At 57.8% G+C, this 13,185-nt stretch carries 9 protein-coding genes and 2 pseudogenes; 8 read left to right on the forward strand and 3 right to left on the reverse strand.

Annotated features, from left to right (window positions below; translation table 11 throughout):
• Window positions 1–42: 42 nt before the first annotated feature.
• The 5 genes and pseudogenes from WMP96_RS02065 to WMP96_RS02085 all read left to right on the forward strand — a co-directional run.
• Window positions 43–681, forward strand: a pseudogene (locus tag WMP96_RS02065) (NUDIX hydrolase); the annotation flags it as partial.
• Window positions 681–2,876 carry a DUF6049 family protein gene (locus tag WMP96_RS02070; protein ID WP_301716415.1) on the forward strand — a complete coding sequence of 732 codons (2,196 nt, stop codon included), beginning with the start codon at window positions 681–683 and terminating at the stop codon, window positions 2,874–2,876. The pseudogene WMP96_RS02065 and the gene WMP96_RS02070, both read left to right, overlap by 1 nt.
• Window positions 2,877–2,894: 18 nt before the next feature.
• On the forward strand, window positions 2,895–6,323 hold the full coding sequence (gene murJ / locus WMP96_RS02075) for a murein biosynthesis integral membrane protein MurJ (RefSeq protein WP_301716416.1): 3,429 nt from the start codon (window positions 2,895–2,897) through the stop codon (window positions 6,321–6,323).
• Between the two features lie 215 nt (window positions 6,324–6,538).
• A complete protein-coding gene (locus WMP96_RS02080; protein ID WP_248100268.1) occupies window positions 6,539–7,072 on the forward strand; it encodes a YceI family protein in 534 nt (177 codons plus the stop codon).
• Window positions 7,073–7,240: 168 nt separating this feature from the next.
• Window positions 7,241–7,540: a hypothetical protein gene (locus WMP96_RS02085; protein ID WP_301716417.1), complete on the forward strand. Its 300-nt coding sequence runs from the start codon at window positions 7,241–7,243 to the stop codon at window positions 7,538–7,540.
• A gap of 120 nt (window positions 7,541–7,660) precedes the next feature.
• Here the strand turns inward: WMP96_RS02085 and WMP96_RS02090 are convergent, their stop codons facing one another.
• The 3 genes and pseudogenes from WMP96_RS02090 to WMP96_RS02095 form a co-directional block, all read right to left on the reverse strand.
• Window positions 7,661–8,296, reverse strand: a complete 636-nt coding sequence (locus WMP96_RS02090) for a hypothetical protein (protein WP_301716418.1) — start codon at window positions 8,294–8,296, stop codon at window positions 7,661–7,663.
• 424 nt (window positions 8,297–8,720) lie between these two features.
• Window positions 8,721–8,987, reverse strand: coding sequence for an integrase core domain-containing protein (locus tag WMP96_RS11720; RefSeq protein ID WP_366918349.1), 267 nt, complete (start codon window positions 8,985–8,987; stop codon window positions 8,721–8,723).
• 114 nt (window positions 8,988–9,101) lie between these two features.
• Window positions 9,102–9,299: pseudogene (locus WMP96_RS02095) on the reverse strand (IS256 family transposase); the annotation flags it as partial.
• A 242-nt stretch (window positions 9,300–9,541) separates the two neighbouring features.
• Between WMP96_RS02095 and WMP96_RS02100 the strand changes: the two are divergent.
• The 3 genes from WMP96_RS02100 (at window position 9,542) to pepN (ending at window position 13,131) form a co-directional block, all read left to right on the forward strand.
• Window positions 9,542–10,114, forward strand: coding sequence for a hypothetical protein (locus WMP96_RS02100; RefSeq protein WP_301716419.1), 573 nt, complete (start codon window positions 9,542–9,544; stop codon window positions 10,112–10,114).
• A gap of 4 nt (window positions 10,115–10,118) precedes the next feature.
• Window positions 10,119–10,352 carry a hypothetical protein gene (locus WMP96_RS02105; protein WP_301716420.1) on the forward strand — a complete coding sequence of 78 codons (234 nt, stop codon included), beginning with the start codon at window positions 10,119–10,121 and terminating at the stop codon, window positions 10,350–10,352.
• A gap of 253 nt (window positions 10,353–10,605) precedes the next feature.
• Entirely contained in the window at window positions 10,606–13,131 is a 2,526-nt protein-coding gene (gene pepN, locus WMP96_RS02110; RefSeq protein ID WP_340432064.1) for an aminopeptidase N, read from the forward strand.
• Window positions 13,132–13,185 lie beyond the last annotated feature (54 nt).

The raw sequence follows: 13,185 nt of genomic DNA on the forward strand, positions 1-13,185 counted from the left end.
GGTGAGAGTCTACTACGATTGGCAGGGATGACTAACCAAGAACAGGGCCCCTCTAAGGGAGGCGGCCGCAACCGTAACCGGTCCCGGCGCAGGCGGCGCCGCCGGCCGGATAATCGCGCGCGCCGCAGCACTCAGCAGCGCAGGCCCTACCGCGGTGGCAATGGCCAATCCACGGCCATGGAAACCCGCGATGAAACCTCCGCCGGCGGCCTTGTTGTCTCTGGTTTGGCGGAGTGCGTCGATGCCACTGGCCAGGTAGATCTTTCCCGGCTTTATGTGGCGCTCATCGGCCGCCTCGACCGTCGCGGACGCCTGCTGTGGTCCATGCCCAAAGGCCACGTAGAAAATGGCGAGGCCAAAGAAGTCACCGCTGAGCGCGAGGTATGGGAGGAAACCGGCATTTCCGGAGAGGTTTTTGCAGACCTCGGCATGATTGATTATTGGTTCGTCTCTGATGGGGTACGCATCCATAAAACAGTGCACCATCACTTGCTGCGCTTTGTAGACGGCATCATGAACGATGAGGATCCGGAGGTCACCGAGGTCGCATGGATTCCCGTCTCTGAACTCATCGAGCATTTGGCCTACGCCGACGAGCGCAAATTGGCGCGCATCGCGCATGATCTCCTTCCCGATCTCGCACGAAAGGAAGCCGCCGCGGGGAAAGTGACCCCACGGTAATGCGCCAACGCCTGAAGTCTTGGGCCGCCGTGGGCGGCTGCCTGGCGGTAGCGGGGTGGGGATTGTGCCTGCCGCTGCCAGAGGCCGCCGCGCAGATGGATTCGGCTGCGGGAAAACAGCAGGATATCCAGGCATGGTTGGGCGCGCGCGGACCAGAGCGGGCCACTCTCGATCTCATCAAGGCCGAACCCTTCACCGTGGGCAAGGAACTGAAACTTACCTTCCAGGTGCACAATCCCACCGATGAAGCCATGGAAGACCTCCAGCTGACCAGCCGCCGTGGCGATGCCGTGGAGAGTACCGCACAGGCTCGCACGCAGCTGGCCACCGGCGAATTCCCGTATTACGGCCCCAGCACCACCACCGCGCCCTTGCAACCGGGCGAAACCCGAGAGGTTACCTTCCAGGTTCCCACCTCCTTACACGGCGAGCAGACCCTAGCCATCGAAGACGCCGGCGCCTATCCGCTGCTATTTACCCTCACCGGCACTGTCGGCGGCGAAGCGGTCAGCTTTGCGGAAGAACGCCTAATAGGCCAGGTGCAGGGAAAGAAGCAGGCGCTTGGCGATGCCCCCTCGGAGCCCAAACCTCACGACCTCACCGTGGTCTATCCCATTAGCGCCGATATCGACTCGGTACCAGGCGGCGCTGGGGGAGAAGACCTTATTCTCGCCTCCGATGAGCTAGCCACCGAGCTGGCTGAGGGCGGCCGGCTCGATCGCTTGGTGAGCACCTATGCGGACCACGATCTGCGCGGGGCAGGCTGCGTAGCCATCGATCCCGCCCTCTTGGACACGGTCAACCGCATGGCGGAGGGCTATAAGGTGGGCTCTGCCCGCCCGGCTCAGGCGGAGCGTCCTAAGCGCCTGCGTGATTCGTGGTTCAATAACAACGACGATGTGCACCTCGAACCCGGCACTGGCAAAGAGGATGCCGCCCGCTGGCTCAAGCGCCTGCGTGAACTCGATTGCTTTATGTCTATGCCGTGGGCAAACGCTAATGCCTCATCCGTGGCCAAGGCGAATAATCCCTTCCTTACCTACGAGGGGCTGCAGCGCGGCAACCACACCATCGAGCGAATCCTCGGCACCAAGCCAGCAACCTCTGTCCTCGCGGTTGGCTCCGGCTATGTGGATCAACAACTGCCCCTGCCCGCACTGGTGGCTGATAATACTTCGTGGCCTGGCCACGCCGTGACTTTCGACGCCTCCCTGGGCGCCCTTTTAGCCCAAACCGGCTCCAAGCCACAGACGGTGGGCTATTCCAACCCGGAGCTACGCTACGATTACTCGCTCGATTCCGAACTTTCCCGCGCCATCACCGGCGGCGCCGCGTTGCGTTTGGCCGCTAGCGATGACACCGTGGCGCGTTTGCCCAATTACTTGGATCCCAGCGCCGCCGAATACGCGCTTGACTCCGCCCAAGCGCTCATCGATTCCGGCCAGTCCCATGCGCGTACCGTCGGCAGCCTCAAGCAGGAAACCGCCGTTCCGGGGTCACTGCCTGGCAGCCCCTTTAGTGATCCCGCCGCCTTCGCCGAATCCGATATCGTCCGCGTGGAGCAGCAGGCCCGCTATACCGATGAGCTGATGAATATCATGGTCGATGATCCAGATATCGCACTGACTCCCTATGAATTCGTCCTGCCTTTGCGCCGGGATTTGCTGGCCGCGCTTTCGCTGACCAACCGCGATAGCTTGGGCAGCAATGCTGAAGCGCGGCGAAGGTTCACCCACACGATGGATGTGCATTCGAATACTTTGCGCGATCTGCGATCTTCTGTGGCGCTTATCCCACCGGGCAATGTTTATACCCGCGTATCCGAGTCATCGCCGCTGCTCATCGTGGCAGAAAATGGGCTTCCGCTACCGGTGGAGGCCAAGCTGCAATACGATGCCCCCGATGGCGCGCGCCTCAACACGCCCAAGAGTGTCCGTATTCCGGCCAAGGGCTCTATTACTGTATCCATGACCGCCGATATGCCTAAGGACGTCGATCGCACAGACATTGGCCTGTGGCTTGCCACCCCAGAAAAGCAAACCATCTCGGAGCCGATCAGTATCGCTGTGCAAACGCGTGCCGGTATCGTAAGCGTGTATGGCGTCGGCATAGCCGGCGCTCTTGCGCTGGTCCTCGCCACTCTCTTCCGGCTAGGCCGCCATCGGCGCAAAAAATCACAAAGGCTTAAAAAGTAAGTTGAAGTTGTATCCTCTATGACTGATAAAACTGGCCGCGAGGCCGAACACGTGGAGAAGTCACCTGCGGGTGTAGTTGACCCGAAGGATGCCGCCGTGCCGGCAGAGCACCCCGCCCCAGCGGGTGCCCGCGGCCGAATCGTCCGCGCCTCTCCTCCCGCTCCGGTGCCAGAAAAGCGCCCCACGCCCGCGGTGCAGGACACCACCGTTCCTCCCGAGGAGGACAAGTCCGCGCTCACCGGACGCAACGCGGAAAACGAATCATCCAATCAGGACGTCATCCGCGCGACGGGCACGATGGCCATCGCGACGCTGCTATCCCGTGTCACCGGCTTCCTGCGCCAGATGCTCATCGGCGCCACTCTCGGTGCCACGGTGGGCACCGCGTTTAGTAGCGCCAACCAGATCCCCAACCTCGTCACCGAGATCGTATTGGGTGCCGTGCTGACCTCTCTGGTCGTGCCCGTTCTCGTACGCGCCGAAAAAGAAGACACGGACCGAGGCGAGACCTTTGTCCGGCGGCTATTTACCCTGGCCTTTTCCATCTTGGGCATAGTCACCATTGCTTCCGTGGTGCTCGCACCCTTCTTAACGAGGATGATGCTGCCGGAAGATTCCAAGGCCAATGCCGTGCAGGCAACCTCCTTGGCCTTCTTATTGCTGCCGCAGATCCTCTTCTACGGCCTCTTCGCCCTCTTCCAGGCCGTTCTTAATACTAAGAATATCTTTGGTCCAGGTGCGTGGGCGCCGGTAGTCAATAACGTCATCTCCATTAGCGTGCTGCTGGCTTATCGCTTCCTGCCCGGCCAGCTCGACCCGCACGAGCCCACCCCGGTAGCCGATCCCCACGTCATGCTATTGGGCTTGGGCACCACCACGGCGGTGATGGTGCAATGCCTCATCTTGTTGCCGTACCTCAAAAAGGCCGGCATTAACCTGCGCCCCAAGTGGGGCTTGGATGCCCGCATCAAGCAATTCGGTGGCATGGCTCTGGCCATCATCACCTATGTGGCTATCTCCCAGTTGGGCTACGTGATCACCTCCCGCGTAGCCGCCTATGCGGATGCCGGCGCCCCACTGGTCTATCAGAATGCTTGGCTCATGCTGCAGGTGCCCTATGGCGTAATCGGCGTGACGCTGCTGACGGCCATCATGCCGCGCCTGTCCCGCAACGCCGCCGACGGCGATGTTGATGCCGTAGTCCGCGATCTGACCTTGGGCTCAAAGCTGACCTTCATCGCGCTTATCCCCATCGTCATTTTCATGACCGGCTTTGGTGTACCGATTGCCCGAGCCCTCTTCCAATACGGTGCCTACGGCGCCGAGAGCGCCGAGCAGCTTGGCCTGACCATCAGCTTCTCCGCCTTCACGCTCATCCCGTATGCCTTAGTGCTGCTGCACCTGCGCGTGTTCTATGCCCGCGAGGAAGCCTGGACGCCGACCTTCATCATCGCCGGCATCACGCTGACCAAGATCGTCCTTACGCTTTTGGCCCCGTTGATGACGTCCAACCCGGACCGCGTGGTGATTTTGCTCGGTACGGCCAATGGCTTTGGCTTCGTCTCCGGTGCGGTCATCGGTGGCTTCTTGCTCAAGCGCAAGCTCGGCAGCCTCGGCGGCAAAGCCGTCACGCAGACCGTGCTGTGGGCTTCTGGTGCCGGTCTCGTAGGCTTGGTTGTCTCCTGGGTGCTGTACTGGGGCGTGAATTACCTCCTTCCAGAGAATTTGCCCTCCATCGTCTCGCTGATCAAGGTCGCGGTGCTTGGAGTCATCTTCCTCATCGCCACCGGCCTGGTGCTCTCTAAGTCCTCCTTGCCGGAGGTCCAGAACCTGGCCCGCGCCTTGCAGCGCATCCCGGGCATGTCCCGCTTCATCAAGGTCGATTCCTCCAAGGCTATCGAGCTGGAGGAGCCCGACGTGCCGGAAATCCGGCCGGTATTCACCCAGGATGCCTTCAATGCCACCCTGGTACCGCCACCAATGTCCGCCGGTATCGTCCGCGGCCCACGCCTCGTGCCGGGCGCCCCGGTATCGGATGGTCGCTTCCGCTTGCTCCAAGATCACGGTGCGGTCACCGGTGCACAGTTCTGGCAAGCACGCGAGCAGTCCACCGGCCGCCTAGTCGCGTTGACGTTCGTCGATACCAATAGCCTGGCACCGATTGCGCCATCGACTCCGGGAGTTGCCGCCCGCCGCTCCGCCGAGATTTCGCGCAATACCCGCCGCCTTGCCGAGCTGGAGCTCGATACCGTGGCGGATAATATCCAAGTCCTGTCCTACCGCACGGGCTGCCTGGTGGTGGCGGATTGGTTCGAGGGCACCTCCCTCAAGCAGGTGGCTGAGGCCGATAACCTCGACCCCCATTCTGTGGCTCGTGCTACTGCGCCGCTATTTGCTGACGCCGCCGCTGCCCACGATGCCGGCCTCATCCTCGGAGTGGAACACCGCGACCGCTTCCGCGTTTCTACCGACGGTGTAGTCAAGGTGGCCTTCCCCGCCGTACTGGATGGCACCTCCGCCGCCACCGACCGCGAGGCCCTCAGCTCCGCCCTGGAGCTGCTCGTGGAGTCCACGGAGCCTTCGCCGAAGAAGCTGCGCGATATTTCTGAAGATGCCAACCTCTCGGCCAACGAGGCCGCCCAGCGCGTCGAGGACGCGCACTTTGCCCTCGATAGTGCTGATGAGGACAGCCGCGAGGAAAAGATGGAACAGCTGCAGGAGGCAAAAGCGCTGACCTTGGCCGGCATCGCCCAGCGCCTGCACGACTTCGCACCGGAGGAACCGGAGGAAGCACCCGAGGCCTTGCCGGTAAAGGCAGAAGAAGAACCGGCCCAAGAGGATGACCCGGCCCAAGAGCCTGGCTTCGGCGGCCGCGGTTATTCCGGTTCCGGCGTCATCGTCATCGGTATCTTCGCCACCATCTTCGTCGTGGCAATGGCCGCGCTCACCACCTGGATCATGTCCTTGCTCAGCAATGTGGAGGCGCCTAACCCGGTCAGCGAAACCATCCACGGCAGCACGGACATTCCGGATACCCCGCCGGTGCGTCTCCAGCCTTCCTCTGCGATTACCGTCCCTGATAACAAGGACGACGCTGCGCTTATCGACGGCAAAACGGCCACCACCTGGTCCACCGAAGAGGAGGACACCGGCATCCTCGTCACTGTGGATTCGCCAACGCACTTCGCAGTCTTGCCGGTGGTGCAATCCAATTCGACTGGGGCGAAGTATGCCGTCTATGGCGTTAATCGTGACCGCTTCAACCCAGAAAACCCACAGGCCGGCTCTCTGTACCAACTGGCAAGAGGCAAGTTCAAAAACGGCAAGGAAGACATCGAGCTGGAGAAAACCCCCGAGCAATTCGACGGGCTGCTGCTCATGATCACCGAGCTACCCAAGTCCAATAAGGCAACCATCGCAGACATTGGGCTCGTTGGACAGCCCTAGGAAAACTTCGGATACGTGAACCCACATTGCGGTCCATGAAATAACGGCCGAACTGAAGAAAATCGCCTTCAGTTCGGCCTTAATTTTTATTTTTCCTCAACACAAAACTCCATGAGCTGCGATTTCTAAACTTTGTTACTTCAAGTGTTGACTATTTAGGAGTAGTGCGTACACTGTGGGGTGTAACGCAAGCAACAATCTTAGGAGTATTCACTATGTCCCTCGCAGCAGGTACCTACGCACTAGACCCAGCCCACACCGTTATCGGATTCGTCGCCAAGCACGCAATGGTCACCAAGGTCCGTGGCAACTTCGCCGATTTTGAGGGCACCATTACCGTGGCCGAGAACATCGCCGAGTCCGCTGCTGAGGCAACCATCCGCACCGCTTCCATCACCACCGGCAACGATGACCGCGATGCACACGTAAAGAACGAGGACTTCTTCGCAGTAGAGCAGTACCCGGAGATCACCTTCAAGGCCACCAACCTCAACGTTGATGAGAATGGCAACGGCACCGTAACCGGTGACCTCACCATCAAGGACACCACCAAGTCCGTCGACCTCGATGTAGAAGATGTTGCTACCGCTGAGGACCCATTTGGCAATACCCGCCTGGGCTTCGAGGCAACCACCAAGATCAACCGCAAGGACTTCGGCATCGACTTCAACGCTCCGCTGAAGACCGGCGGCGTGCTGGTCTCCGAGGAGATCAAGATTGAGCTCGAGGTCTCCGCTATCAAGCAGTAGACCCGTAGCCCCAGACACACTAGAAGCATTAAGCTTCTCCAAGCCCGCAGCCACCTTCTGGCTGCGGGCTTTTTCGTCGTCTTCCGATATAGCGGTACAGCCACTCCTTACCCTTGGGAAGGCATTTCAGCGTGAACATGAAGACATAAAAAGTAATTTTCATGGAAAATGTTGTGCTGCGTGGAGGATGGCAAGTGCGTCACCGTTGAAATGAAGTACATGGAGGTACCAATCGCGGATACTTTCTATGGCGTTGACCTTAATCGTCGCCCCGCCGAGACCGCACAGAAGAGCACTGAACGAGTCGCACAAGAGCTACAACGCCAAGGAATCCGCACCGAGACAAATAATTTCCTCATCTTATTGCCTGACCACTTAGTCACAATCGAAGTCGACGAGGGCGTTGCTTGGTTCGATCCTGACTATTGGAGTCTTGAGGACTTTCTTGAAACGTCGTTCCTTGCCTAGCGAAAAGTAATCCTTGGATGTTAGCGAACGAGGCGGCGGCATGATTCAACGGAAAATAGTTAGAATGCACACCAACTATGATGACGGTTTCAGTTTCCCACTTTGCACTGCGATATGGGCCTAAGGGCGCTGTGCTCGTAAAGCGGAGACTCTGGAATTGTTCTTGATCCATGTTGCTGCATGAGGATCAATGAAACCCGCTATTTCTTGGATAGCGTTATCAACGGAGTCGAGATGTGCGACTTCACGGGCTCTATCGCGCTGTTGAACGATTGATTCGTGGTGAGAGCACCTATTTCTCATTTCATAAACAATGACTACAAGCTCTTCGAACTGCTGTCTGCTATCAGGGGGTTTCTTCAACGCCCTCTTTACCTGAGGCCAGATGCTTGCTTGATAGTGGTTACTTAAAAGGTAACGCCAGAAGTCGAAGCTGAGTTCAGCAATGATTTTTCCCGGTAGGGCCCCTTCTCCTCCAGCTCGTCTTTTCGCTTTGCGGATGTTCTTCTTTGCTGCAACGTTGAAAGGTATTCGATCGTCATCAAACCATCGGTCACCGTACCTTCTGGTTAGGGCAATATTAATGCAATTTCGAAGAAGCACTTCAACATGCTCAATGTCAGCGAGATAGGTCTTCGTGAGGTGAGTATTCCAAAGATATAGCGTCTCTGGCGTGGGGTGATCGGCGTACCGGCTCATCCGCGCGGATGAAAACCATTGCGATAGCGGTACGGGGGTCGACCTTGGATTACTCATTATGGAAATGCTAGTCTTTATCTTGAAAGCCTCGGAACGATCCCTGCACTACGAAAGTAGGAGTAAATCGCCGAGGTTATTGATTTTTTCGGACGATTATTTTCTTGCACGTCTTTAGATCTAGTCGTGAGGCCCACCATACTGTGCACCTGAGGCGGCAACTAGGTTCTTTCGCAAATCTTGCGTGCTGAGACGAGAGTGCCCACCTCCGCGCGCAGTTTCACGCCATAAGGGTTTGAAGACGCCAAGCATGGATTGATAGGTCGGAGGCATCCATCTTCACCAACTTGCACTAAGCGCAGCGCAGGCTGGCACCCCGTCTGTGGCAGGGGCAACCAAAGTGGCACTTTCGGGAAACAATGAAGAAAACCTTATTGAATATGCTTTTAATGCATACCCAGGTGAAGTGCCCCGAGTTTTGTTCCTAGGCATTTGCCTTGATTTCTATTATTGCCTGTGGCGGGTTCTGCTTCCAAAATTCGGTTTCCACCTCGACCGGGGTTCGGTATCTCAATCTTTGGTGGAGCCTTGTCTCGTTCCACCATGACACCCACTCGAACGTCGCGATTTCTACCTCGACAACGTCATCCCACCTTCGGGTATGGATCAGCTCGTTCTTGTAGGAGCCGTTAACGTTTTCAGCCAGAGCATTGTCATAGAAGCCACCAACCGTCCCAGTGGAAGCGGCAATCCCGTGCTGAGCAAGTCGCTCGTTGTGAGCGTGTCAAGTTGTTTGTGTGCGGGGTTTGGTTTATAAGTGGTCCGCGAATCGGTCGGGGCAAGCGACGGCTAGTTGGTTGATGGATTATTTCCACCCGGTGGCATTCATCCCTTCAATAAAGCTGTTGCATTCAATGTTGTGCTTCGCCTTCTCCGCTCGCTGGACAGCGCGCTTGTCTTCGATGTTGGAGATCATTAGCCACAGCACTTTCAGCGCCTCAGTGTCGTTCGGGAGTTGCCCCCTGTTACGGGTGGTTTTACGCAATTCAGCGTTCAGCGACTGGACCAGACCGCCGGCACTCCACACTCGGGATGGTCAGCCTCGTCGACCTCGAGAAGCAGATTGGTCTAACCACCAGCAAAAAAGAAATAGCCGCCCAACCACTAGGTAGCCCTACAACGTGTCCACGATTTGCAGGCAACCCCACTAGGGCGAGAAGTGGGCCGTCTCAGATGATGCTTAAGTGTGACACAAACCATGCTGCAGAAGTTGCGGAGCACAAGAAGCAGTGACATAGTTTTCATATGATTAAAAAATTCTTAATGGTTTCCGTGCTGGTTGCTGTATCTGCTGTTACATCAGTAGGGGAAGCCGATGCCACCGATGTAAAAGCTGCTCCTCCTAAAGAAAAGACCTCTTACCAGGTTATTGAGGGAGGCGAAGCCCAAAGTGCTGACCCTACAGCGTATAACTATGTGCCGAAAGAAAACAGCACCCCTGGGAAAGCAATTCAACCCCTCAGCGCCTCTGGATATCAACCAATCAACGGGTTTGGCTTCACCTATAAAGGAAACAATTTCAAAGTCACCACAGGAGAATTGCAGCACAGGATAATCGGCTCTCGGAACCATATTGAAAATGAAGGAGTGCAGTATCGAGTCCCTTCAACTGTTTGCAACTGGCGAGTCGACTATCAAAATCGCAACGGGGCACAAATCCACCGTACTTTTGTCGGCAAAACCCACACAGGTTGCGGTTTTGGAGCCGTGGCCGACAATGGACCACATAATGTTTATGTAAAATCAGGTTCGCAGCAATGTGCGCGCTTGTACATCGCTGGTAAGTTCCGGGGTGAGCAGTGCCACCACATAGGTTAAACAGATGAAATTACTTCTTCAGCTACTCGAGCTGACAGCGTTGCTAATAACTTGTGTAGGATTCGCCATCGGATTTAATGCAACCCACAATGCACTGACCTATATTCACACTGGAGATGCATTGGACGAGGCAACACGGCTGCTCGAGCAAGCTCAACAAATGTTCATTGCCGCTACAGCCTGCGGGATTATTTTCCTAGTCTTGTTCTTGGTTAGATTACTAAAATCGGTCAGCTAAAAATAAAGGGACTGTAAATACCAAATAGGCAAAAGAGTGACAGCGCAGTGGTTGTGTCCTTTAGTGTGGTGTAACGCTTGCTGATGGTCACTGACATCTTGCGCCACTTGCAGAGTGTGGGATAGGCAAAACTGATCCAACAGGTCCACAGCGAGGTCCCGATAACCGCTGGGTATTTTGCTCCTAGAAGGCAGCGGAACTTAGGACCCCAACCCCGCACCCTACGTGACGGAGGTAACTATAGTTCCTAAGTATGACCGCACCACAAAATAAGACGCAGCACGAATTGCTCCAAGAACGCGCAGCAGCGGTGGACCTGCGCGCCTATCACCTCCACCTTGATCTTTCGGAGGTACTCGATAGCCCCACCTACCGCGTGACTACCCGCCTCGAGCTGACCAGCAATGAGCCCGAGCTCTTCCTGGATTACCTGGGAGAATCGGTCGCTGAGCTAAAGGTCAATGGCACCCCGCAGGAGGTGGACTTTGATGGCAGCATCATCCGGCTACACGGCGTGCCGGTAGGGGAGGAGCTGACCATCGAGGTCATCAGTCACTCTCGCTATTCGCGCACCGGCCAGGGCCTGCACCGCATGCACGATCAGGCCGATAACGCGACCTACCTGTACTCACACCTCGAGCCTTCCGATGCTCGCCGCATCTTCCCCTGCCTCGAGCAGCCGGATCTCAAGGCCGTCTTCCACGTGCGCATGACCGCACCAAAGCAGTGGCAGATCCTCTCTAACCAACCAGAAGTCGAGCGCAATGAGGATGACAATCTCGCCACTGTCACCTTCGCGCCGACACCGCCGCTGTCGACCTACCTGACTTCTTTTGCGGCAGGCCCTTATCAGTATCAAGAGCGCACGTGGACCGCCCCGGATGGCAGCCACTCGGCACAGTTGCGCGCCTTTGCGCGCGCGTCCATGTTTGAGTACCTCGACGAGGAAATCTTGGACCTTACTGCCCAGGGTATGGACTTTTTCCACCAGAACTTTGGCTACCCCTACCCGTGGGGCAAGTACGATTCCATCTTTGTGCCCGAATACAACCTCGGCGCGATGGAAAACCCTGGTCTCGTCACCTTCACGGAGAACTACATTTTCCGCTCCCACGCCACCCGCGCGCAGCATGCCGGCCGCGCGAATACCATCCTGCACGAGATGTCCCATATGTGGTTCGGCGACTTGGTTACGCCACAGTGGTGGGATGACCTATGGCTCAAGGAGTCTTTCGCAGAGTTCATGGGCGCGGATTCTTCTGTGCACAGCACCGAGTACACCGAGGCCTGGGCTAACTTTGCCGGCGCCCGCAAGAATTGGGCCTACCTGCAGGATCAGCTGCCCACCACGCACCCAATCAAGGCGGAAATCCCAGATGTGGATGCCGCGCGCCAGAATTTCGACGGCATCACCTATGCCAAGGGCGCGGCGGTGCTCAAGCAACTGGTGCACTATGTCGGTCGCGATAATTTCTACGCTGGGGCGCGCGACTACTTCCAGGAGCACGCCTTTGCCGCCGCCACCTTTGATGACCTCCTGAAGGCGCTAAAAAAGCACACAGACCGCGATCTTGATGCTTGGTCGCAAGCCTGGCTGCGCACGTGGGGTCCAGATACGCTCATCCCGGAGCTGCACACCGAAGGCGAGAAGATTGCGGAGCTGGCCATCCTTGCAGAAGCCGAGGACGTCTGCCGGCCACACCGCCTGACCGCCTCGCTTTTTGATGCCGACTTACACAAGTATCGCGAGATCGACATCGATCTCCCCGCCGGCGATGACACCACCCGCACCATTATCGATGAGGCGGCCGGCCTTCCGGCCCCAGAATTGCTGCTGCTTAACGACGCCGACCATACCTACGCCAAAATCCGCTTCGACGACACCTCCCTAGAAACGGCAGGGAACCGCCTGACCGAAATCGAAGATGATCTCACCCGCGCTATCATCTGGACCGCACTATGGAACCTCACCCGCGATGGGGAAATGTCGGCGATTGATTATGTGGGGGTCGTCGTCAAGCACGAAGCCTACGAGACCAACACGACGCTGCTGGCTACTGCCTGCGCAAATGCCAATTTTGCGATTGCCCATTATGTTTCGGAAGCCGACCGCGAGCAGGTCCGCACCGACTATGCCGAGGCGATCTGGGGCCATCTGGACGAGGCCGAACCAGCCTCGGACGCCCAGCTTGTACTCGCTCGCGCCGCCATCCGCGCACTCGCCGCAACGCCGGAGGAATCAGGCACCGCGCGCCTTAAGGCCCTGCTCTCCGGTGACATTGCCGGCCTTCGCTTGGACCCCGAAATCCGCTGGTCCATCCTGCGCGCACTCGCCGCCCGAAATGCCGTAGAACTAGACGAGTTGGAGAAAGAAAAACAGCGCGATAATACGCTGACCGGCGCTACGGAATTCCTCGGAGCCAGCCACGCTTTCCCCACGCCAGAGACCAAGCGTGCCGCGTTCGATAAGGCGCTCACGCCGGGCGCCTACTCCAATGCCGAGGTAGACGCGCTGGTCGCCGGATTCAATGCCCCGCGCTCAGCTGCACTGCAGGAGGCCTTTGCGGAGGAATTCTTCTCCCGCGTGGAAGAGATCTGGGCCGCGCACCCGATTGAGATTGCCAACCGCCTCATCCGCGGCTTCTATCCACAGCTGCCCATGGCCGACGACGCCACCACCCGTCTGCTGCACCGTGAGCTGCCAGGAGCACTGCGCCGCGTGCTGCTCGAGTGTCGCGATAATCTGCGGCGCACGCTTCGCGTGCGGGCTGGTCAATAGACTGTACTGTCCAGCGCTCGCGCTCTGCTTCCCCTCGGGTCACACTGTGGTTAA

The organism is Corynebacterium sp. KPL4035 (assembly GCF_037908325.1).
Taxonomy (GTDB): Bacteria; Actinomycetota; Actinomycetes; order Mycobacteriales; family Mycobacteriaceae; genus Corynebacterium; species Corynebacterium kefirresidentii.